At 57.9% G+C, this 19,891-nt stretch carries 28 protein-coding genes; all 28 read right to left on the minus strand.

Annotated elements, in window-relative coordinates; genetic code table 11:
- Positions 1–3: 3 nt before the first annotated feature.
- The 28 genes from ACSEXS_RS22080 to ACSEXS_RS22215 all read right to left on the minus strand — a co-directional run bounded on the left by ACSEXS_RS22080 (position 4) and on the right by ACSEXS_RS22215 (position 19,890).
- The gene (locus tag ACSEXS_RS22080; protein ID WP_438435405.1) at positions 4–468 is read right to left on the minus strand and encodes a phage tail tube protein; all 465 of its coding nucleotides are present in this window, start codon (positions 466–468) and stop codon (positions 4–6) included.
- Position 469: 1 nt separating this feature from the next.
- Positions 470–1,786, minus strand: coding sequence for a phage tail sheath family protein (locus ACSEXS_RS22085; protein WP_438435406.1), 1,317 nt, complete (start codon positions 1,784–1,786; stop codon positions 470–472).
- Complete coding sequence (locus ACSEXS_RS22090; protein WP_438435407.1) at positions 1,787–1,984, minus strand: hypothetical protein; 198 nt, start codon at positions 1,982–1,984, stop codon at positions 1,787–1,789.
- Complete coding sequence (locus ACSEXS_RS22095; RefSeq protein WP_438435408.1) at positions 1,977–2,414, minus strand: phage tail terminator family protein; 438 nt, start codon at positions 2,412–2,414, stop codon at positions 1,977–1,979. Before ACSEXS_RS22095 ends, ACSEXS_RS22090 begins: the two co-directional genes overlap by 8 nt.
- Before the next feature lies 1 nt (position 2,415).
- Complete coding sequence (locus tag ACSEXS_RS22100; protein WP_438435409.1) at positions 2,416–2,829, minus strand: HK97 gp10 family phage protein; 414 nt, start codon at positions 2,827–2,829, stop codon at positions 2,416–2,418.
- A complete protein-coding gene (locus ACSEXS_RS22105) occupies positions 2,829–3,191 on the minus strand; it encodes an ABC transporter ATP-binding protein (protein ID WP_438435410.1) in 363 nt (120 codons plus the stop codon). The genes ACSEXS_RS22100 and ACSEXS_RS22105 overlap by 1 nt, the downstream gene beginning before the upstream one ends.
- Positions 3,188–3,553, minus strand: a complete 366-nt coding sequence (locus tag ACSEXS_RS22110) for a DNA-packaging protein (RefSeq protein WP_438435411.1) — start codon at positions 3,551–3,553, stop codon at positions 3,188–3,190. Before ACSEXS_RS22110 ends, ACSEXS_RS22105 begins: the two co-directional genes overlap by 4 nt.
- Before the next feature lie 11 nt (positions 3,554–3,564).
- Positions 3,565–3,837: a DUF7210 family protein gene (locus tag ACSEXS_RS22115; RefSeq protein ID WP_438435412.1), complete on the minus strand. Its 273-nt coding sequence runs from the start codon at positions 3,835–3,837 to the stop codon at positions 3,565–3,567.
- Between the two features lie 12 nt (positions 3,838–3,849).
- Positions 3,850–4,872 (minus strand): major capsid protein, encoded by a 1,023-nt coding sequence (locus ACSEXS_RS22120; RefSeq protein ID WP_438435413.1) that lies wholly within the window; start codon positions 4,870–4,872, stop codon positions 3,850–3,852.
- A gap of 24 nt (positions 4,873–4,896) precedes the next feature.
- Positions 4,897–5,220 (minus strand): hypothetical protein, encoded by a 324-nt coding sequence (locus tag ACSEXS_RS22125; protein ID WP_438435414.1) that lies wholly within the window; start codon positions 5,218–5,220, stop codon positions 4,897–4,899.
- A 3-nt stretch (positions 5,221–5,223) separates the two neighbouring features.
- On the minus strand, positions 5,224–5,850 hold the full coding sequence (locus ACSEXS_RS22130) for a phage scaffolding protein (RefSeq protein ID WP_438435415.1): 627 nt from the start codon (positions 5,848–5,850) through the stop codon (positions 5,224–5,226).
- A gap of 272 nt (positions 5,851–6,122) precedes the next feature.
- Positions 6,123–7,877: a minor capsid protein gene (locus tag ACSEXS_RS22135; protein ID WP_438435416.1), complete on the minus strand. Its 1,755-nt coding sequence runs from the start codon at positions 7,875–7,877 to the stop codon at positions 6,123–6,125.
- Positions 7,874–9,295, minus strand: a complete 1,422-nt coding sequence (locus ACSEXS_RS22140) for a phage portal protein (protein WP_438435417.1) — start codon at positions 9,293–9,295, stop codon at positions 7,874–7,876. Before ACSEXS_RS22140 ends, ACSEXS_RS22135 begins: the two co-directional genes overlap by 4 nt.
- Positions 9,296–9,304: 9 nt before the next feature.
- The gene (locus tag ACSEXS_RS22145) at positions 9,305–10,597 is read right to left on the minus strand and encodes a PBSX family phage terminase large subunit (RefSeq protein WP_438435418.1); all 1,293 of its coding nucleotides are present in this window, start codon (positions 10,595–10,597) and stop codon (positions 9,305–9,307) included.
- Positions 10,598–10,839: 242 nt separating this feature from the next.
- Complete coding sequence (locus ACSEXS_RS22150; RefSeq protein ID WP_438435419.1) at positions 10,840–11,337, minus strand: terminase small subunit; 498 nt, start codon at positions 11,335–11,337, stop codon at positions 10,840–10,842.
- A gap of 40 nt (positions 11,338–11,377) precedes the next feature.
- Complete coding sequence (locus tag ACSEXS_RS22155; protein ID WP_438435420.1) at positions 11,378–11,782, minus strand: hypothetical protein; 405 nt, start codon at positions 11,780–11,782, stop codon at positions 11,378–11,380.
- Positions 11,783–11,869: 87 nt separating this feature from the next.
- Complete coding sequence (locus tag ACSEXS_RS22160) at positions 11,870–12,031, minus strand: hypothetical protein (RefSeq protein ID WP_438435421.1); 162 nt, start codon at positions 12,029–12,031, stop codon at positions 11,870–11,872.
- Positions 12,032–12,430: 399 nt separating this feature from the next.
- Entirely contained in the window at positions 12,431–12,670 is a 240-nt protein-coding gene (locus ACSEXS_RS22165; protein WP_438435422.1) for a hypothetical protein, read from the minus strand.
- A gap of 217 nt (positions 12,671–12,887) precedes the next feature.
- Positions 12,888–13,505 (minus strand): RNA polymerase subunit sigma-24, encoded by a 618-nt coding sequence (locus tag ACSEXS_RS22170; protein WP_438435423.1) that lies wholly within the window; start codon positions 13,503–13,505, stop codon positions 12,888–12,890.
- Positions 13,502–13,756 (minus strand): hypothetical protein, encoded by a 255-nt coding sequence (locus tag ACSEXS_RS22175; RefSeq protein ID WP_438435424.1) that lies wholly within the window; start codon positions 13,754–13,756, stop codon positions 13,502–13,504. Before ACSEXS_RS22175 ends, ACSEXS_RS22170 begins: the two co-directional genes overlap by 4 nt.
- Positions 13,753–15,126 (minus strand): SNF2-related protein, encoded by a 1,374-nt coding sequence (locus ACSEXS_RS22180; RefSeq protein WP_438435425.1) that lies wholly within the window; start codon positions 15,124–15,126, stop codon positions 13,753–13,755. Before ACSEXS_RS22180 ends, ACSEXS_RS22175 begins: the two co-directional genes overlap by 4 nt.
- Positions 15,116–15,412 (minus strand): VRR-NUC domain-containing protein, encoded by a 297-nt coding sequence (locus tag ACSEXS_RS22185; RefSeq protein WP_438435426.1) that lies wholly within the window; start codon positions 15,410–15,412, stop codon positions 15,116–15,118. The genes ACSEXS_RS22180 and ACSEXS_RS22185 overlap by 11 nt, the downstream gene beginning before the upstream one ends.
- Positions 15,413–15,673: 261 nt before the next feature.
- On the minus strand, positions 15,674–18,049 hold the full coding sequence (locus ACSEXS_RS22190; RefSeq protein ID WP_500796485.1) for a virulence-associated E family protein: 2,376 nt from the start codon (positions 18,047–18,049) through the stop codon (positions 15,674–15,676).
- Positions 18,046–18,540 carry a hypothetical protein gene (locus ACSEXS_RS22195; RefSeq protein ID WP_438435428.1) on the minus strand — a complete coding sequence of 165 codons (495 nt, stop codon included), beginning with the start codon at positions 18,538–18,540 and terminating at the stop codon, positions 18,046–18,048. Before ACSEXS_RS22195 ends, ACSEXS_RS22190 begins: the two co-directional genes overlap by 4 nt.
- A complete protein-coding gene (locus ACSEXS_RS22200; RefSeq protein WP_438435429.1) occupies positions 18,537–18,863 on the minus strand; it encodes a hypothetical protein in 327 nt (108 codons plus the stop codon). The genes ACSEXS_RS22195 and ACSEXS_RS22200 overlap by 4 nt, the downstream gene beginning before the upstream one ends.
- A complete protein-coding gene (locus tag ACSEXS_RS22205; protein ID WP_438435430.1) occupies positions 18,860–19,219 on the minus strand; it encodes a hypothetical protein in 360 nt (119 codons plus the stop codon). The genes ACSEXS_RS22200 and ACSEXS_RS22205 overlap by 4 nt, the downstream gene beginning before the upstream one ends.
- Positions 19,200–19,406 (minus strand): hypothetical protein, encoded by a 207-nt coding sequence (locus ACSEXS_RS22210; RefSeq protein WP_438435431.1) that lies wholly within the window; start codon positions 19,404–19,406, stop codon positions 19,200–19,202. Before ACSEXS_RS22210 ends, ACSEXS_RS22205 begins: the two co-directional genes overlap by 20 nt.
- Positions 19,396–19,890, minus strand: coding sequence for a hypothetical protein (locus ACSEXS_RS22215; RefSeq protein WP_438435432.1), 495 nt, complete (start codon positions 19,888–19,890; stop codon positions 19,396–19,398). Before ACSEXS_RS22215 ends, ACSEXS_RS22210 begins: the two co-directional genes overlap by 11 nt.
- Position 19,891 lies beyond the last annotated feature (1 nt).

The following is a 19,891-nucleotide window of genomic DNA, read 5'->3' on the forward strand; positions in this document are numbered from 1 at the left end:
TCCTCAGCCCAGCGTGGGCGTAGTGAATGCTCCGGCCAGTTCGACGCCATCGAAAGTAAAGTCGATATCCTCGTCAAGGATCTCACTGTCCGTATCAATCTTGGTCAGTACAACCTTATCCAGGTTGACGCCTTTCAGAATGACGGTTTGGCTGCCCGTGCCAGAGTTCGGGTCTTGGTTGGTGACCAGGATGTCGAAATACGTATCGACTCCAGTGTTGATGTAATCGACCATGAGCTGGCGGAAGCGGCTGGTCGCGTAATAAATCGTCATGGACCCGGTGCCCTTCCAGCCTGTGGCCTTGTTCTGCGCGCCGCGGCGCCCGAGCACCTTCACCTCGGTTTTCTGCTTCTCTGCAGTCGCCTCGATCTTTTTGACGTAGAACATTTCCTCCACCCGGCCGCCAATCGTCGCATAGGCCCGACCTTCTTGGCCCGACACGGTGTCACCTGCTCGGAAAAAGCCCATCCTACTTCACCTGCACTTTCGTATAGATCTTCTCAATCGCGTCCGTCGGCTGGATGTTTAGTTCCACATAAACGGATGCAGAATCGGCTCCCTGCGAAATCGCGATATCCGTCTGACTGTCGAAATTCTGAATCGCGCCAATGCCCTGGAGCGTCTCGATGTATTTGACGAATTCATTCTTCAGCAACGCACGCCCGTCGTCATCGTTGCCAACCTTGCCCAGGTAGTAGCGTTCGAAAACCAGCTTCAGGTCGACCGCGATCGCATCGAGCACGCGGATCACGCGGTTTTTGGAAAACGCTCGACCCTTGTCCGGCGTGAAGCTGTGAAGGGTGTTGATGTCCTGCTCCACGACAGCCGCACCGCGGGAACCAGTAAACAGGAACTCGCCCGCTTGCAGGGCTGCAATCGTCTGGCTATTGGTGTACTTAGGGGTTACGTCGACGGCGTCGTCGTAGGCTTGATAGGTCAGCGACTGGTTCGGCGCAGCCCCCGCCGTCGCGCCGGCTACCCAAGCAACAGCCTGCGCTGCCGAGAGCGTCGTGCCGTCCGCCAAGACAACCCCGTTCTTGACGCTGATCACGCCCTCAAAATCGGCCGCCGGGTAATTCTCCAGCACCACCTGCAGCTTCTTCCCCTCATCGTCGCGGAGCCGCTTCGCGAAGGAAACAAACACTGCCTTGGTCGCCGAGTCCGAAGAGGGCAGGCCGATCGTGTTGACCTCCAGCACCTCGACGGCTGCCAAATAATCCAGATAGTCCTGAGCAGTCGTCGTGCCGTCAGCGCCGCCAACCAGCGGAGCCCCGGCGTTCGCCGCAAGCGCCCCGGTGCCGCTCCAGACAATCCAGTCATTCGCCTTGAGCGCCGTGATGTTGGCCACGGTCTGGCTGTCCACGACAGCGCCCGAGAGCAGTGTGCGAACGTCAAACAGGGACGGGGTGTCCACGTTAACCGCGATCTGCACGCTGAGTGCATTCCCCCGGGTGCCGCCGTATTTAGCGGTTGCTGTCAAGTTGCCGGCGGTGACAGCCGCCTTCGTGCCGACATTCAGGCGGTACAAGAGCAGCGTCTTCGCCCGCTTCAGCGCCTCGCGCACCAGCAGAAGGGCCGCGTCCGTGATCGGGTAGCCCAGCGTTACGCTGACGTCATTCCCCGCCTCGATCGTGACGATCTGCTTGCTCGGACCCCACGGCAGCGTGAGCGGCAAGCTGACGATACCGCGATCACCGAGCGCGCCGAGCGCCTGGCCCGTCGATTTAAAATTGATATATACCCCCGGGCGCACCTTGTTCTGCGTACTCCAGATACCTCCCGCCATTTACTGCACCTCGCTTTCTGCGTATACCTTCATGGCCACGCGGGCCTCGTCCAGGCTGTAACTCCTATCAGGCTCCAATACACCGCGCAGCACGTCCTTCTCGACGCCACTAAACTGCTTCGACGCGAGTAACTGCTCGACGGAAAACGTCGGCGCTTGAAGCGTTTCCGCGCGGGTCTCGCCCTCTTGTTTAGCCATGCTTGATCCCCCCCGTCTGGTCCAGCGTCTGCATGACCGGAATCACCGGCGCCGCGGCCTGGACCAGGAATGTGTATGTGACAAAAAACAGTAGTACGCCGTCGACCACCTGGAAGCGCATGCCGTGGCCCGATGCCGGCATTCCCGCGACCGTCACGCTTTGAAGCGCTTCGGTCAGCTTATCGGCCATCTCGTACATGTCTTCGTTCGCGTCCTTACCCGCCGGGAAATAATGGACCACGAGCGGATGATCCCGCCGTGCCCGCCGGCCGAGTTCCTGTGTGTGTGATGGCTCCAGGAAGCGCACAAAGAAACGGGGAGGGTTCAAGTCCTGCTTGATCTCCTCCCCGCTCACCGGGATATCCGGAAACGCAGCGTCGAGCGCACGGCTCACCGCGTTCCGCACATCCAAAAAGGTTATGGGTTGCACCTTATCGCCCTCCCAAATGGCGGTCCAGCATCGCCTGCAGCTTGCGGTCGAGGATTGCCGGTAGCTCCCGCTCGAGCTCCTGTTCCGAGATCGTCAGCATAAACCGGCCCTCTGTCCACCCCCAGCCGCTTTTCGTTCGAAGACGGTGGCCGAACTCAACGTACATGGCGTAATCGGTCGGGTTATAGACTTCGACCTCATAGCTGTCGCCCACCCGGTGCACCGGTCCGATTGTCCAGTTCCGCCGGAGCTGCCCCGTGTCAACGGGCGTCCGCTTTACGGCCTTGGTCAGCAGGATAAGCGCCAACTCGCGGACGCAGGCTTCAAGAAATGAGGGCATCGCCTGCTGAAGCCCCTTGAGGTCCCCGGCAAACCGTTCCAGCTCGCCAAAGTCGAAGTCCCCCATCCTCGGCATCAGGCCCACTCCTTCCGGGTCAAGCCAATTTCCTGGTGAGTCGGATACAGAAACGGCTCCCCGGTCTCGTAACGGCGCGTCTGCCCGGCCCGGACGACCTCGATCAGATCGCCCTGCAGAACGGGAATGTCCGGCGAGAGAAACAGCTTCGCGTCGTAGCGGACGTCATTCTGGGCTGCCGTCTGCCCGTTCTTGGGCAAAGTGGTCTGCGAGATCCGGCAAGGGATGCCCGCATGCAGCCCAACCGGCAGCTGCTTGGTCACCTTGCTCACCGGGTCCTTGACGGCTTCATAGCGGTAGACGGTCGCTATGTCCTCGTAGGTCCGTTCAAGAGCGGCCCGATACCGGTCGTAGTCGATCATCCGTCCCACCCCATTCGGCGGTACCGGCGGAGGTCTGCCGCGTAGCCGGTGACGATGGCATCCGCCGTGAAGGATGGGGACGCGCCCAGCTTAACCGACGTATCACCAATATTCACGTCGACCGGGTTTTCGCCGAGCAGCGCCGCCACTTCCGGAAACCGGTACTCCCGGACCTTCAGGAGATCGATCACCATGTTGGCCCAGGTGAACTTGAGTCCCTCGGGAACCGCCGGCTGCCGGGTATAGTTGAGGATGCGCTGCCGGATCTCGTCTCGATAGGATCGGATCAGGCCGTCCATCAGCGTGCCCGTCAGCCGCATCCGCGCTTTGACCAGGTCGAGCACTTCATCCTCCAGCGTCATGGGCGGCCTCCTTACTGGCTGGCAGCCTTAACCGCGGCCAGGATTTCCTCTTTCTTGGTTGCGTCGCCCAAGTCGATGCCCTGGGCTTTGGCATAGGCCTTGAGCTCAGCCACCGTCATGTCGTCCACAGCCTTGTCAGCTGCAGGCGTTTCGTCTGCTTCATCCAGCACGGTGACATGATCCTTCAGCCGGTCATACTGATCGGCGGTCAAAGAAAAGGACGCTCCCTTTTCGTAGAGCGTCCCGTCATGCTCGATCGGAATTTCGTTCACTTGGACCTTCATCGGTATCCCTCCTTACAGGACTTGGGCCTGGAAGACGTTATCGGCTTCCGGGAAGCTGGGCAGTGCGGTGGCGACGGCCTTGGTCCATGTGCTGACCGGATCGGTGCCTTCCTCGTAGACCATGGCCAGCACGTTGCCAATCGTTTGCGTGCGGATTTGCGGATCGCGGGTCAGACGGATTTCTTCCGCCGTCGGACCATAGATCGTTTCGCCCAGCGTGCCATCGCCGAACAGCGAAATCTTGTTTTCCGGGAAGTAGCGTGCCGTGATAAACGAGCCATTCGCCAGCTGCTTTTTGTACTTAGCATCGTAGACGGCGATCTGCGGCAGCTCAAGCTGCTGCAGGTAGGAGTTGAGCTCCGTCCGGCTCGCCATACGACTGCTGCCGTTGACGCCGTACAGGGCGCCGACCACCTTCGGATGCTTAACCAGCATGCCGAGCACTTTGGAAGACGTAAGCGCACGCGTGGGCTTCTCATCGAGACGGCTCACCCAATCCGCAAGAGCTGCGATGGGATCGGCCGTAGGATCGGACCAGAGGCTCGTGCCGGACAGCACAACCTTGTGATCCGACGGTACCAGGTAGTCGATCGTCGCCGACAGATTGTTCTCGGCGAGCGTTACGGTTCCGTTCGCCAGCACCTCCATCCGCATCGCTTCCACACGGGCGCGGACGCCGGCTACCAGCACATCGATGTCGTTATAGACCTGGCCCATCAGGTACTGCTGCTCGGCGTCATTACGCGGAGATTCCAGGGCGATGATCTCCTTCTCGCCCATCCGCATCTTCCGCTTGATGAGCGCCAATTCCAGCGCCATTCGGCTCGCTTCACGGGTGCCGATCTCCGATTCCGTATCAAAGCCATGGACCGACGCGATAACCGGGATTTTACTCGCGCCAACGATCGCATCAAACTCCAGCGACTGGCGTTTGACTTCCGGGAACAGCGTTTCCCCTAGCAGAGCCGGGTACTGCCGATTGCCCAGATAATTCAGGATCTCCTTCTGCGGGAAAAGGTCGAGTACAGTTGCCATATTCGTTTATCCTCCTCTGGTCGATTACACGACCGTCTTGAATTTGATCTTGCCGGCAAGCGCCGTCTTAGCTGCGGCGGCCGGAGCAACCGGCAGACGCGCTTCGAGGATCCACGCTTCGACCAGCACTGCGCCAGGCTGCGGGCCTGCCGTCACGTCGATGTCATTGAGCAGGATGCCGACCGCCGTGCCGTCATTGGCCGGCCACACCGTCCCCGCCGGGACGATCTTGCGGCCCTTGGCATTGGCCGCTACACCAGCGTCGCTGATCTGGTACGTGAAGCTCGTGTAGTCCGAGCTTGCCAAGAAGTTCGGTTGCGATACACTTTCCCTTTTGATGTAAGGCATGTGTTATTCTCCTTTCGTAGCCCACGGATTGAGCGCGGCCGCGGGGGCTTTTCCGCTGTCATTGGCCGCTTTGGCAAAACTTGCACCGACGTTTGCTTCACCGCCGCCTCCGGCTCCCGCGCCACCTTCCGGCGGCTTAGCGCCTTTGAATTGCGGTTTGGCGTCCTCTTTCTGAGCAAACAAAAAGCCCTTGCTCTCGCGCAGGGCCTTCACCTGGTCGTCGAGGCCGTCTTTCACGGCGCCACTGTCGTCCAGTTCGATCTTGGTTTTGTCCAGGAGCCCGGCAACGATATCCGGGTCGTGAACTTGGCCAGCCAGCGCCAGCTTGATCACCGTCGTGAGCTGCAGATCCTTGACTTTGGCTTCGTACTGCTCCTTCGCCGTCGTGTTCTCGGCCTGAAGCGTCTCGATTTGCTTCTTCAGCGCATCGTTGTCTCCAGCAGATTTCTTCAAGTCATCCAGCTGCTTGTCCCGGTCTTTGAGGGTGTCCTCGGCGCTCTTCTTGGCCGTGTTGACCTCGTCGAAGCGTGCCTTCGGGACGTAGCTCTTCAGCTCGTCGGTGGACGCTGCCGCGGCTTTCGTAGCCAGTTCGTCGGTGAGTCCCAGCGCAATAAACTGTTCCTTGTTCATATCGATTCCTCCGTTTCATCTTCGCTTGGTAACCCGGTCGCGTCCGGTGATGGTCCTTGTTTTGCGCCGAGGACAACGGCGAATAGGGCTCCGGCAGTCTCAGCCGCAGCCCAAACAAAAAGCACCCTCGCTGGTTGCGTGAGTGCTCTTATTTCTGGTTCAATTCGTTTATCAGCTGGTCAATTTCGTCTGGCTTGTATCCGCATTGCTTCATGACATCCTTGATGAATGCATCGCCAGTTTTTCTCGGGTCGACATTCAACGGTGCGTCCTCATATTCGCGGATCACGCTTTGTTGCCGAGAAGTCTTCTCCATACAGCCACCCCAATTCCTTCGCAAGTTGTTGTATCGCCATGTAATCCTTGTATTCTTGTTGTGCCGATGCAGACAGTGTAGCATATTTCTTGTCTTTTTGTAAGGTCTCTTCCACCTCACGCCAAACTCTGTCTAAAGTTTGAAAGAACATTAGCTCATCCGAACCCACGGTCGCGCTGACATAGCTGATTGCACCATTGTGGCCGACCGCCACTATATCGCGAAGGGACGGATATCTCGCCAGGTTCAAGGCGTCCTTGATGTTGACGCGGGTTCCGCGTGGGTGATTGTGGGTCAAGGTGATGGACCGTTCTTTCGCGCGCCTCAGCGCGGCGTCCATCTCTGGGGTAAAGACCACCTTGTTGATGGATCCGGAATTGCGGTGGAGTTCTTCCCCTGAAGACCGGTCCACGAGCACGACCGACTCCTTCGCCTCTTTGTATCCAGTCCTTGCAACCTCTCGATTGATCCCCGCCAGTTTATCAAGCGCGTCGTCGCTAACTCCAGGCAAGTCGACGTGGAAGCTGGCCTTCGGGTTAAACCTCTTGTTGGTTCCCCGATTCGGCTCTTCAACAGCACCTCCAAAGTCCTCAGCCGTCGGTTCCTGTGCGGTCGGGGAAAAGGTCTTCACAGCAGCGGGATCAACCGCCTTCGGTGTCTCTGGTTCCGCCGACTTTACCGCCTCCGGAGCATGCTGGTCTGTCCAATCCTTGTAGCTTATATCCGCAGGCACAGTATAGTAGCTGCCGTCGTCGTCGCGGGCGGATCGCTCGCCGGGAGCCATCTCCTCGATAACGGGGACGGTCGTGGAGCGGCAGCGGGCATGCAGCGGTGGGTAATTGGTGCCCGCCTGGGCATCTGCCAGCTTGAACCGCTTGTTGTCCATGCCACGGCAGATGTCGCTGGTCCGGCTATCCAACGTAGCGGTGTACTCGTACTCGCTAAGGCCCATTTCCTTGTAGGCATCTAGCCGGCTGCTGCCCGCGAAATAGGCCGACTCGGTCAAGATCAGCCGCTCGGCATGGCTCTTCGAGACGCCCATCCGCTTGGCGAAATCGGATATGACCTTATCGGAGGCAGAGCCGTTAATCAGATTCTGCGTCAGCGTCGTTTGCAGCTCGTTCACCAGCTTGTCCCGGTCCGACCAGATCCGGGAGCTGAAGTTCCGACCATCCGGCGCCCACGGCTTGACCAATGTGGCTTCGATCTGCCGCGGGTCGAGCTTGGCGAATGTCGTTCCGATGCCTACACCCTTCTGCAACTCATAGACCGATTTGTAATAGCCGTCCTTAAATGTCTCCCCCAAGTGCTTCGTGACGCCTTGTTGCTGGCGGCCGGCGAGCTGTTCGACCTCGTTGCGGATTTGCATCCGGATCTGCTCGAGCCGGGTGATGTGGACGCGGGCGCTTGCGTTCTCCAGCTCCTTCGCCCAGCGCTGGTCGATGGCGTTCTCACGACCGCGCTTGATGTACTCTTCGACGGTCCAGCGGAACTCCTTCAGCTCGCCCCTGGTCAGCAGCTTCTTGGCGTCGGCCAGGCTCACCTCGTTGTTGGCGGCGAGCCGGCCATACCAGCGTTCCACGTTCGCCGAGATTCGAGCTAGCGCCCGGTCGTATTCTCGGAGGGCGTCGGCGGCAAACGCGTCTCCACGGCCCAGCAGCGACTCCTGGAGCTGTTCCATCCGCTTAGCCCAGTAGTCCGCCGACCTCATGCCTCACCACCAGTCCTCTCGCCTTCCTCTGGCAGCCCGCCGTAGACTTCCGCTTCAGACTTTTCCTCGTCCATCTGCTTGAGCTCCTCGTCGGTGTCAGCGACCCAGGGATGGTTGGCGACGATGGTCCGACTGGAGATCACCCCGACGCTGTTTTTCGCGTTCGTGACCGCCTCGGTTTCGCTGATGATGATGTCGCGGTTGAAGATGAATTCGACGTCCTGGTTGCTGTAGTCGGTGCCGGCCGTGTTGGCGATGTGCGTATCGACAAACCACAGCAACTGTTCAAGCGCCGCTTGGAACTCCGACTCCATGCCGGACATGTCCATGTCGAGATCCGCGTAGAGAAATTTTAGCGCAACGCCAGAAGCCGTACCGACCTCCTGCCGCTGCGTATCGACACCGCGGCCGAACTCGTAGATGTTCTTCCGCGTCTCGTCCATGTGGTTCTTGTAGGCGTCCGTGTCGATCTCCAGGGTAATCGTATCGACGCCGCCATCCCCGTCGACGAAAGCCACCCGGTAGCGGGAAATGTTCTTGCGAAACTCGCCCCCGCCAGTGCCGCTGTAATTCTTCACGACATAAATCGAGTTCGGCAGGTCCTCCAGGTTGTTGGCGTTGTCCGATTTCCGCCGGTCGTAGTCGTCGACCTGCTGCTTGATCAGGTCGATCAACGGCTGCTCCTCATCGTTGTACTTGAAGCAGATGAACGGCAGCCGCTCCCAATTCATCGGTTTGACGGCCTCCCCGTCGATATACGAGAAGTGGCTGGTCTCGTCGATCAGCTTCAGCACACCGTCATCCTCGAACAATTTCACTCCGCTCTCGTCCCAGAACTGGACCCGGCGGACCATCCGCTTGGTCTTGGCTATGTAGGTCTCGACGTCGTAGACCCGGATGAACGCGGCCAACTCCGTATGAGCCGAATCGCGCCACAGCGGCAGGCACTCCTCCGGCGGAAGACGCATGAAGGACAGCTTCCCGGTCTCGTTGTAGTAGACTTGCAGCCAGGCTTTGCCGCAGTTGATCGCGTCCTTGCCCAGGTTCTGGAGCATGCGCCGAAAGGCCTTGTCGAAATAACCGTCCAGCAGCTCCTGATAGGCCTTATCCTCAGTCTTGGCCACGAACGGCCGGGAAAGCAGATAGCCGGTCTTCTGGTCCACGAGCTTGCGCACGAAGCCGTGCGGGATGCGATTGTCAGCGAGGTTACTGGCTTCAACCAACCGGCCTTCATCACCGATCGTCTGCCGCCGGCGGTCCAGCACGCCGTTCTTCACCCGGTAGTACCGTTTACCGACCTGCATGAGCTTCCGCTCTTCGGATGCCAGCCATTCCGAGACTTCGGTCCGGATGATCTCCTCTAGCGTCATCGGCGCATTGGCGTCCAGATTGTCCAGGATTTCCTGTAATGCGTTCATGGGCCCCTCCTACTTTTTGAAAGACACGCCACCGCGCGGCATGTCGTCCTCCAGCGCGTACCGGCATTGGTCGATGCTGTGGTTGTCCGTCTCCTCAAGCTTGGCGAGAGGATTGCCGTCCTTATCGACTTTATAATCGATATTTTCGAACTCCCTAGCCGTGTGTGGCGTCCGCTCCGGGTCGATCACGATCTCCTCCAGGTCGTCCAGCCATTTCTCGCCGAACTCGACGCTGCCGGGGCCCTTCTTGGCACCGCGGATCCGCACGCCGTGGGCTTTCATTTCGTCGATGGACTTCGGCTCGGCGGAGTCGGCCGTCGTCATGACGTCGTGGTATTTCCGCTCCTTGATCCACTCGGCCAGCTCCCGGTTGCTGATCTTGACCCCATACCTCTCGTCGATGGCGTAGAGGATCCGCCGAGTCTTGTCATAATGCCAGCGGCCGAAAGAAACCGGGTCCACGCCGTAGCCCCAGTCAATGCCCTGCCGGATGTTGTCGAAGGCCTTGACCTCCTCGTCCGTGATCCGGCGGAAGGTCAGATTGTCGAACGGCACGACGCCGCTGCCGATTGCCTCGCCGAGGTATTCCCATTTGTATCGCAAGGACAGGCCCTCTTTGTCGATCTTGCCTTTCGTCTTGGCCTCCTCGGCCTCAGCGAGGAAGGCCTTAGACAGGTGAGGATTGTTCAGATACGTTGAATGGTGGACGTGCGTGTTTGCTGGCAGGAACTGCGACTCGTATTTTTTGTTCACCCAGCTCTGCTTCCGCTTCGGCGGGTTGTAGCTGTAATAAAACGCATAAAAAAGACCATCCGGAAGTTCCGCACGCAGAACGGAGTTCTCGATGGTCGTGATCTCTTCTTCGGTTTTGAATTCGGCCAGCTCCTCGACCCACATGATCGCGATCGGGAACTTGCTCACCTTGATCGACTTAAGCTTCAGCGGATCATCGGCGCCCCGGAAGATTATCTTGTTGCCTCGGGGCAGATAGATAAGCTGCAGCGGCGACTTCATGACCCGCCAATAGGCGGATACACCGAGGATCTCGATCGCCTCTTTGAGCTGCTCAAACACCGATTCCTCCAGCGTTCGGGCGACTTTACGGATGACCAGCGCGGTTACCGGGAACTTCATCACGTCCTTGACGACCTTCAGCCCGATGTGCGTTGATTTGGCACTCCCGCGGCCGCCTTTGAGGACGTGCCGGAGAAACCGGTGCGAGTTGGACGCTTGCCAGAACGGCAAAAAGGCCGGCGTGACGATCTCGGAAAGCTTGACCTGAACCGGCGGTGCTGCAAGCATCCCGTGCGCCTCCTTATGCACAGTTTATTCACAACATGTTTGCAAAATACAGATTTGATACAGATGTTTTATTTGGCGGAACGCCTGATTTTCTGGGCCCCGTTTGGGTTTTTCTTTCCTGCATGGTCAGGGCGCTTTATTCACAATTTATGCAGAAATACAGATAAGCCGCGCCAACACTGGGTTTTATCGAAAACCGGTTATCTGCAGAGTTACTTCAACTCGCCGGTTTTATGCAGCGTTTATGCACCGCCATCGCCGATATCGTCGATGATCTGGACAGCGACCGCGCCGGCCAGGTTGACGTTATCGGTGAACATGCCGAAGCGTTTACCAAGCAGCTCCAGTGCCTTGAGCTTGTCGGCGAACTTGACCTCCCGTTCTGTCATCTCGACATCGCCGGACATCTCCTTGACCTTGACGCTCGCGATCGCAGCCCGGTCGTCGGCGGTAGCTTCCGGACGCAATGTCGCGCTGTCCATGTCTACCAGTTGCGTCGGATCCAGGAATGCGATTCGAGCAAGCTCACGCATGATGCGCTCCTGGTTGACGCCGGTTCGCCTGGCCAGCACAGCCATCCGCTCGTCAATGTGCGCGCGGACCTTCGGATTTCTCAACAGTGTACTGCCTTGCTGCTCAGCCGATTTTGAACTGTAGCCTGCCCGGATGGCTGCCTGCGTGGCATTGAGGTCAATCAGGTACTCTTCTGCAAATTTTTGCTGCTTCTCGGTCAGCGCCATCGCAAGCAGCCTCCCTCCATGAAAACTAAAAAAGCACCCTTTAGGGCGCTTGAATGGCTATCTCGTATATTTTTTGAATGTAAGAATTAACGACCTCGATCCAAGCTTCGGGTATATCGTTTCGTGCATCAAAAATGAACGGTTCCGCACCATCCACGCTAAGCTCAATTATGGAGCCTTCAAACCGATTTATGCTCGAATAGGTATATTTGACTTCCCTAATCTTGATATTTTTGATGATTTGTATTGCATAATGTTCCTTATCGGCACTAAACTTGCAGATGGTTTTTTCCGTCAGTACATACATGTCTAACGGATACGAACGATTAAAAAATCCGTTCCCTGGATAAAAGGCAACTATTGACTCATCGGGAACATGGTTCTGTAAAACATTGAAGAACGAGTTAAAACCAATAGAGCTTTTGAACTCTTTGAATGCTTCCATTGCATCGCCTCCTTACTAATCACTTCGACAAGAAAAGGTAAAATCCTCCACCTGTCGCCGGTGTTAGGCAAATAAGCGATTCGATTCTCAACTCACCGCCGCCATAATGCCCGCAATGATCCCGACCCACATCGCCGAGCTCACCAGCACAGCCCCGATCCATCCCCATACCTTCCAGCGGATCCGCTCCTCGTGGTCATCGACAGGAATCATCCGCCGTGGCTTGTACTTCCATGCGTTATGACTCAAGCTCGTCGCCTCCTTACGGCAATAGAAAAGCCGCCCCGAAGGACGGCTGAAACTAACCCAATCTATCTTTGACTCCATATCCCACTGACTGCAATCGTAGCGTAGAGGAAAATGATCAAGATTAAGAATATCGCGAGGGTCGCGACCAATTGACGAACCAAATCGTTCTTGATCCTTGACATAAACATCAGAAGAACCAAGCCGACAATCAAAACGATGACCGCCGGAATCATTATTGGGCCAGTCAGATCCCAAAGGTTGTATTTACCAAAGTCAAAATCAATTTCCATGTGTATCCCCCGCTTTTTCGAATTAATCCAACCATTCGACAATAAGGGAGGTGTTTCCTGCAAATACAAAACCGCCCTGTAGACCAGGACGGCCAAGCTGAAGCACTGTTTACTTTTTCAGCGCATTCTGGATGTGGTTAGCCATGTCTTGCATTCCGTATTTTGCGAAAAGCAGTAATCCAACGATGCCAACGACAAATGTCAGCGGCTTGGTAAATGGCCTGATGGGTCGGATGAAAAAGGCGAGTATCCACACCGCGAACACTGGGATAATCAAATATATCCCGAGATACGTCACAACCGACATGCCCATCGTTTGGAAAGATTGACCGATTTGATCAGAATCCATGGGAAGACCTCCGTATTGTTTTCCCTTTTATTTCGACATAATCTAATAATTTCCTTCCCGCTTCTGTGGCAATTAAAGGGCCGCCCCGGAATACCAGGGCGGCCAAAAGGAAGAGAAAATCCATGGTCAGGACTTACTTACACGAATCTCACAATAGCATTTTACCATGTCAAATCGGGGCTTTTTGCGACTCTTTTACGACTCTGAAACGACTCATTTACGACATTCCAGTTAACCGCCCGTATTCTTCAAGTGCTTTGGGCCTCCGGCGTTCAAACGTACGACGAACGACCTTCAATTCTTCGGCAACTTCATCGGGCAGCTTGTCCTCCACGTACCGCAACCGCAGCAGACGGCCATAGCCCGGGTGCATCTCTTCCAGCACATCCAGCGCGGTATCAATGTACGCCCGTTCCGCTTCGAGCTCCTGCAACTCGCACATCCGGGCCAGCAGCGCCTCGATCGCATCCTCGGGGATGGCCCCGATCCTGGCCTCCAACACCTTGCGAATCTTGCCGGTCAGCTCCTGCAGCCGCTGCCCGTCCTCAGCGTCCTCGCTGTGCAGCCCGGCCACCTCGCGGTATTGGCTCCGGATGCCGGCCGGGTACCGGCTCAGGTACGCGTTGGCCGTCGTCTCCAGCTCCTGCTCGCGTGCTGTTAGGTACATATAGCTCGGTAGCCCGCGGAGCTGCCGGTGCAGCTCCTGCAGTTGGTCGTCCTGGGTGATGGCCTTGACCGTATAGCCCATGCCGACGTGATGCCGCTCCAGCACCCTAATCCGGCCGACGATGCGCTTATAGTCCTGCAGCTTTTCAATCACGTCCTGTTCGGTCATCGGTGTCCCTCCGTGTCCTCGACTTTGATCTCCCGCCAGGTGAGCCCATCCCACAGCTCACATATCTCCCGGGCCTTAGCCGCGACGGCCGCGGCCTGTTTGGGCGTCAAAAGGATTGCCATGGCCTCTTGATAGTGCTTGGCGGCGAGCTCATAGGCTCGGGTATGGACCTCGTTCATCTGCTTCCAAAACTCCTGATTGGTCAGCTTCTTTACAGCCTGGAATTCTTTCCGGCGTTGTTCCCGGTTCATCCTCTCACCCTCTCGATTCTTGCTTTTACCGCTTGCATCAGGGCTTCCTGCCCGGCCGCTTTTCGCTCCAGAGCCTCGACCGCCTCTTCGTCCATCGTGCCTTCAGCCACCAGCCGGATCACGACGATGTTGTGACGGACGCCCTGCCTATGCACCCGGGCGTTCGCCTGTTGGTCCTCTTCCAGGCTCCAGATCTGGTCGAACCAGACAACCGTCCGGCAGCTCGACTCCTGCAGATTGAGTCCATGGCCGGCACTCTTCGGGTGCAAAAGCAGAAGCGGGATTTCGTCGTTGTTCCAGGCCGCAATATCCTCGGTGCCCTCTGTGCCCTTGCGCAGCACCCGAGCTTGCGGGAAACGGACTTGAATCCGGCTCAGGCTGTGCTGGAAATTATAAAACACCATGATGGGCTTGCCGTTGGCAGCCTCGATGATATCCTCTAGTGCGTCCAGTTTCGCATCGTGAATCAGCTTGACGCCGCGGTCGTCGTCATAAACGGCGCCGCTCGCCATCTGCAACAGCTTGTTACTCAAAACGGCGGCTGTCTGCGCCACGACATCGGCGTCGGCGTATTCGATCAGCAGCTCCTTCTCCAGCTTCTTGTACAGCTCTGCTGCTTTACCAGTCAGCCTAACGGGAACCGCCCGGTCAATCCGCTCCGGCAGCTCTAGCCAGTCCTCGGCCTTCATGCTGACGGCGATGTCGCCGATCGCTTCGTAAATCCGCGACTCCGCTTCCTGCTTCTGCTTCCAGTTGTACACCACATGCCCCGACCGCTCGCCGGGAAGGAAATAGCGGTCACGGAATCCCGTAATGGTCTTGCCCAGACGCTCGCCCTGGTCCAGTAGATAAACCGGCGCCCAGAGGTCCATCAGGCCGTTCGGTGCGGGGGTACCGGTCAGCCCGACCAGCCGTTTGATAAGCGGCCGGACTCGACGCAGCGCCTTGAAGCGCTTGGACTGGTGGTTCTTGAAGCTCGATAGCTCGTCGATCACGACCGTGTCGAATGGCCATTTGCTGCCGTACTCGCCGACCAGCCATTCCACGTTTTCGCGGTTGACAACCCACAGGTCAGCTTCAGCCTTCAGTGCCCTGCGGCGCTGGTCCGCGCTGCCTAAGACCTTGCTGATCCGCAGGTGCCCCAGGTGGTCCCATTTATCGATTTCTCGGGCCCAGGTGTCCTCGGCCACCCGAAGCGGTGCGATGACTAGTACCCGATCCGCGTCAAAATAATCATTCAGCAGCCGGTCGACGGCGGTCAGTGTGGACACCGTCTTGCCCAAACCCATCTCCAGGAACAGGCCAATGAACAGCGTGTCCAGTATCCGCTGGGTGGCGTAGGCTTGATAGGGATGTGGCTTATATCTCACCCTTGCTCATCTCCCGTATGAATAACTCTATATCTGCCACCGAATCAATCTTGAAATGACGGTGCCCCAAGCCACCCAGAGTCTTGGCCCACTTTCGCTGCAGAGGCTTCAGCGGCTCACCGGGTGCCTTCATCTCCACGTAAACGGTTCTGCCGCCTGGAAGGATCACCAACCGATCCGGTACACCGCGGTTCCCGGGGCTCGTCCACTTGGGCGCTACCCCGCCAATCGCCTTGACTTCACGAACCAGCCGGCGTTCCAATGCTGACTCTCTCTCATTTTGCATTTTGACCTCCTGTGCAGTTGAAGCCTTCACATACGCGTATGTGTGTTTTTCGCGTTTAACCTATATTACATAGGGTTACGTAAAGGTTAATTTAATTTATTTAATAAATAGAGAATTTACTGCTTCAACTGCTTCACAAAGCCCGAAAGCCTTGATACGTCTGCATTTATCGTGAAGCAGTAAGCGGAATTTTACTGCTTCATTTACTGCGTCAACTGCTTCAGTAGGTGAAGCAGTGAAGCAGTGCCTGAAGCAGTAAATTCAGGGTTCACTGCTTCGCTCAAAAACGGTCTGCTGTCCGTACCCGGGAACCCGCAAACGGGCTTTGCTCTCCGTCCACTGCGGCATATTTCGCATGATGTCGCAAATCTCCTTAGCCTCCCATGGCTTCATGTCCCCCTTCTTCTTACCGAGGCACTCCACCCATATCTGGGCCGCACACACCCGCTGCCGCAACTGGCCCGAAGGCCGGTCAAGTTCGTCCGGCTCCTCGCTTTCGAGCCATTCCTGGATAAGCCCCTCCCGCGGGTCGCTTTCCATGTGCGCGGCCTGCCGGCGCTCCGCCTCCAAGCGGGCGTCGTCATCAAGCTGCAGAGATTCCCCCGCCTTGAACCAGCACAACACCTCAGCCCAGATTTGGCTCACCTCTGATTCCGTTAAATCATCCCAATGGCTTCGCTCCGCACGTTCCGGGAATACCTCCACCGGCCAAAATCGCCGGTTCCCGGTCATGTCCCGCAAAAACCCTTTTGTATTGGTTGTCCCGAAGAAGACGCATTTCCGCGGAAACTCCGTCACCTGCCGATCGTATGCCACCCGGTAGCGATCTTCGGTCTTGGACAAGAAAGCTTTGACCTCTTCAACCTCTGTCCGCTTCATGGCCGACAGCTCGCCGATCTCAAAGATCCAACCGCTCTGCAGGTGCTCCCCCGCTTCCTTGTTCTCGAACGTGCGCAAGGAGTCGCTGAACCACTCCCGGCCTAGCTTAGCCAATATGGAACTCTTGCCGGCCCCCTGCGGGCCGACCAGCACCAGCATCTGGTCGAACTTGCAGCCGGGCCTGTAGAGCCGGAATACGGCTGCCAGTAGCATCTTCCGAGTGACCTGGCGAACGTAGTGCGTGTCTGCTGCCCCCAGATAAACGGTGAACAGCCGCTCAGCCCGTGGGACCCCGTCCCACGGCGTTGACTCTAAATATGCCTTGATCGGGTGAAAGGTATTTCGGTGTACGACCTCCGTAAATGCATTCTGAATGGTCTTGGCCCCATTAAGTCCATGAGCCTTGCTGAACCAGTGCTGAAGCCGCTTATCGTCCGCTCCCAGCCAAGGCTCGTAAGAACGCCCAGGCCGTTCCTTGTCGCGCCACGGGAGCGGGCGCCGGATGACCTCCGCATTCCCGAATGCGTCGTAAGCCAGAATGTCTTTCCAGATGCCGTGGGATAGGATCAGCTCCACGTTTCCCGCTGTCGACAGCAGCTTGCCGGTCTTGTGGTGCCGCTCCAGCTCTTCGAGCCAACTGTCGTCCTCCGTGTCTTCGCCGTCATCGTTGAAATCCACGTCCGCGAAATCCGCCTGCAGCTCCGCCCCCGCCGTCCGGGTGACCTCCGGCAGGCGGATTGCCCAGTGCTCCATTGCCAGATGACTCGGCTTCTTGGCATCCGGCGTGAACTCCTTGACCTGCTCGTCCAGGTGCCCGAACTTGTGGACCCGCACAAGATCGAACAGGTTATATGTCCGCCCATCGCTGACCGGATCGCTATCCTGGTGCGAGTAAGCCAGATCCTGTTCGGGGTAAACCTCCAGCCCGTTCGCCGAGCTGCCGCGGGTGTAAGTGTAACGGTGAGGCATCGTGCCTGATGTGTAGACGTCCGAGAGGAACGATTCAATACCCTCCTCCATGCTAAAAGCCCGACAGAACAGCCCAATGGTGCCGACCTTATCCCTCGGGTCCTGCGCCTTCGTAGCGACGTTCCGTAGCGCTCGGGTCTCCTCTGGGTGACGCGGCCACGCCGCCACGTCTTGCCAGTCTTCGTACTGAGCCAGCACTTCGTCAACCGCGATCGCTTCCCCCTCGGCGACCTCTAGCATCGGCTCCCCGTCCTTGGAGCAACTGGGCCAATACATGAGCCGGTGAACGTCGAACGTGGTTTTGTCGAAATAAGTGATCCCGATTTGCTCGGCGAGCTTCCGGCTCACGGCGGCGTATTCATCCGGGCTCATGGCTCTGTCGGCCGGAGCAATGAGCCGGTATTTGGGTTTGTTTGGCCGGTGACTGTGCGTCGAATAGATCGCATACGCTCGGCCGCCCAGGATGAGCTCAACCGCGAACAGGAACCCGTCATCTGCAAAGTCGGCGTCGAGCGTGATCAGGCTGCGGGTGTCGACACTCTCCTTCTTCCGTCGGCCGCCGCGGATCAGCCCGCCGACAAACGCCGGACCGTCCTTTGCCTTGCCGCGCGCAGGCACGTTCATCTTGTCATACTGCCCCATCGTCTCCGCCGTCCGTCGCACCTTTCGCAGCCGCTCCACAACCTCATCCCAGGTCCAGTATTCCGGCTTCCAACTCGTTTCCGCACGGTGCTTGCCGAGTGATATGTCCAATTCGTACATCTGTGTCACCTCGTCATGAAGCTTCATTTCTTGAAAATCGGCGCGTTGATGTCGCCGTATCGCTCCTTCAATACCCGGGCGCTCCGCCGGCCGCGGTCCCGACCGGACATAATCGGTTCCGTTGCAGCTCGCTCCGGATCCCAGCCGTGCTTAATGCGCCAGTGGAGGAGCTGCGGGTAGATGCCATTCTGTCGAGCCTGTTTAATCATCTCTGCAGATAAGACTTGGTTCGCTTTACTGCCACGTCGCGCTGCCACGTCATGCGGAATGACAGGTTCCGTGGCGGCCTTTTCTAGATCCCAGCCATATCGGAGCCGGGAGCGAAACGTTGAATACTTGATTCCATTCGCCCTCGCGGCCGCCGCCCACTGTGCGTATCTGTTTTGTCGCGGTGGCGAAGTGATTGCATCCTCTTTGTCCCATGCGTATTCGCGAATGCGTACCTCCAGCCGTCTGGCCGTGACGCCATAGGAAGCCGCCCGTTCGTACTCCTCCGGTGTGATGTAGTAGTCGATCAAGGCGATTCCCTCCTTCGATTTGCCTGCGCCGCCGCCCGCGCCAGGACCTGCATCTCCTCCGGACGGACGAGCGGCTGCGTGGCCGCCCGCTCCGGCTCCCAACCTTCGCTGAGACGATGGTAGAGGGTGTTTGCCTTGATGCCGTGCTGCGCGGCGAGCTCGACCCACTTCCGCCGGTCATGCTTCGGGCGGACGGGTCTCGTAGCGGCTTCCGCTGGCGACCAGCCGTTATTGTAGACGCGGCCCCGGAGCTGGGCGGCCGTGATCCCGTTCGCCGCGGCCAGCTCGATGTCGGCCTGCGTTATGGTGATGTATCCGCTCACAGCAGCTCCTCCATTTCGATCACCGGCAGATCGCTCAAGCGCTCCCGCTGGTAGGCGGGGAGGTCGAATAGGCGAATCTGCCCCTCCGTCTGCCCGCCGAAGTCGATTGTCAGCCGCCCCGGCTCGATCCGCAGGGTGATCGGCCGACGCTTAAGCGTGCGGATCAGCCGGCTCAGCAGCTCGAAGTCGAGGATGACGTCGTTCCGGCCACGGAGGGTTACAGGCAGGCCCTTCACGTCGCGAACCTTTTCCTGCTGACTCCACAGCATGCCTTTCCGCCATTTTGCCAGCTCGGCGTTGGCCCGCTTCTTGGCGGCCAGACTGAGCGCCTTTTCATCAGCCGTGAGGCTTCGCATGGCTGCTCCCCTCCCTTCCGCCGATCGCCCACCGGATGACGTCCAGATCGACGCGATAGCGTTTATGGTACCAAGCGATGAACTGCTCGTCGGTCATGTTGGCATACACGCGCCGGGTCTCCTGGATGGAGGCGCGGAGCTTGTCCGGCGTAACCATGCGCTCCTTGCTCATGGGGTTAAGTTTCACGGGTTGCGTCCTCCACGGCCGCCATAAACTCGCTGCCTTTGATTTCCTCCCATCCCTCCGGTGAGGTGATGGAGAAGTCTGCGATCAATTGGCAGTAAAGTTTTCCGTTGTGGTCGAAAATCCGTTCCCGGAAACGACCTTGCCAAAGTTTCGCGTACATTGATGGGCGAGGCTTTGAGTGGATAGGCAAGCTGCTTTCTTTCAGCCTCCGCAACCATTCCTTGCCGATCTTTGAGTTTGCCCGGAATTTCCGGAAGTCATGGTAGTGCGGACTTTGGACAAGGACTTTAGCGTGGGTGGTCAGGTCCGGCTCCTCGGCTTTGATGGAAATACTGTCCGTAAGGGCAACATACTGCTGGGACTTGATCCCGAACTCCTCAAAAAAGGACCGGACAAAATCCCTAACCCGCGCGTTGTTTTCCTTCCAGGCGAAGTAGTCTTTATGGATTTCCGCCGCCTCAGTTACGATGAAGAACTTTTCCACC

Source organism: Gorillibacterium terrae, from assembly GCF_051594785.1.
Classification (GTDB): Bacteria; Bacillota; Bacilli; order Paenibacillales; family NBRC-103111; genus Gorillibacterium.

Excerpts from the sequence above, each read along its gene's own strand:
- ACSEXS_RS22080 (WP_438435405.1), bottom strand. The coding sequence starts at position 468 with ATGGGCTTTTTCCGAGCAGGTGACACCGTGTCGGGCCAAGAAGGTCGG.
- ACSEXS_RS22085 (WP_438435406.1), bottom strand. The coding sequence starts at position 1,786 with ATGGCGGGAGGTATCTGGAGTACGCAGAACAAGGTGCGCCCGGGGGTA.
- ACSEXS_RS22090 (WP_438435407.1), bottom strand. The coding sequence starts at position 1,984 with ATGGCTAAACAAGAGGGCGAGACCCGCGCGGAAACGCTTCAAGCGCCG.
- ACSEXS_RS22100 (WP_438435409.1), bottom strand. The coding sequence starts at position 2,829 with ATGCCGAGGATGGGGGACTTCGACTTTGGCGAGCTGGAACGGTTTGCC.
- ACSEXS_RS22105 (WP_438435410.1), bottom strand. The coding sequence starts at position 3,191 with ATGATCGACTACGACCGGTATCGGGCCGCTCTTGAACGGACCTACGAG.
- ACSEXS_RS22110 (WP_438435411.1), bottom strand. The coding sequence starts at position 3,553 with ATGACGCTGGAGGATGAAGTGCTCGACCTGGTCAAAGCGCGGATGCGG.
- ACSEXS_RS22115 (WP_438435412.1), bottom strand. The coding sequence starts at position 3,837 with ATGAAGGTCCAAGTGAACGAAATTCCGATCGAGCATGACGGGACGCTC.
- ACSEXS_RS22120 (WP_438435413.1), bottom strand. The coding sequence starts at position 4,872 with ATGGCAACTGTACTCGACCTTTTCCCGCAGAAGGAGATCCTGAATTAT.
- ACSEXS_RS22125 (WP_438435414.1), bottom strand. The coding sequence starts at position 5,220 with ATGCCTTACATCAAAAGGGAAAGTGTATCGCAACCGAACTTCTTGGCA.
- ACSEXS_RS22130 (WP_438435415.1), bottom strand. The coding sequence starts at position 5,850 with ATGAACAAGGAACAGTTTATTGCGCTGGGACTCACCGACGAACTGGCT.
- ACSEXS_RS22135 (WP_438435416.1), bottom strand. The coding sequence starts at position 7,877 with ATGAGGTCGGCGGACTACTGGGCTAAGCGGATGGAACAGCTCCAGGAG.
- ACSEXS_RS22140 (WP_438435417.1), bottom strand. The coding sequence starts at position 9,295 with ATGAACGCATTACAGGAAATCCTGGACAATCTGGACGCCAATGCGCCG.
- ACSEXS_RS22145 (WP_438435418.1), bottom strand. The coding sequence starts at position 10,597 with ATGCTTGCAGCACCGCCGGTTCAGGTCAAGCTTTCCGAGATCGTCACG.
- ACSEXS_RS22150 (WP_438435419.1), bottom strand. The coding sequence starts at position 11,337 with ATGGCGCTGACCGAGAAGCAGCAAAAATTTGCAGAAGAGTACCTGATT.
- ACSEXS_RS22155 (WP_438435420.1), bottom strand. The coding sequence starts at position 11,782 with ATGGAAGCATTCAAAGAGTTCAAAAGCTCTATTGGTTTTAACTCGTTC.
- ACSEXS_RS22165 (WP_438435422.1), bottom strand. The coding sequence starts at position 12,670 with ATGGATTCTGATCAAATCGGTCAATCTTTCCAAACGATGGGCATGTCG.
- ACSEXS_RS22170 (WP_438435423.1), bottom strand. The coding sequence starts at position 13,505 with ATGACCGAACAGGACGTGATTGAAAAGCTGCAGGACTATAAGCGCATC.
- ACSEXS_RS22175 (WP_438435424.1), bottom strand. The coding sequence starts at position 13,756 with ATGAACCGGGAACAACGCCGGAAAGAATTCCAGGCTGTAAAGAAGCTG.
- ACSEXS_RS22185 (WP_438435426.1), bottom strand. The coding sequence starts at position 15,412 with ATGCAAAATGAGAGAGAGTCAGCATTGGAACGCCGGCTGGTTCGTGAA.
- ACSEXS_RS22190 (WP_500796485.1), bottom strand. The coding sequence starts at position 18,049 with ATGAAGCTTCATGACGAGGTGACACAGATGTACGAATTGGACATATCA.
- ACSEXS_RS22205 (WP_438435430.1), bottom strand. The coding sequence starts at position 19,219 with ATGCGAAGCCTCACGGCTGATGAAAAGGCGCTCAGTCTGGCCGCCAAG.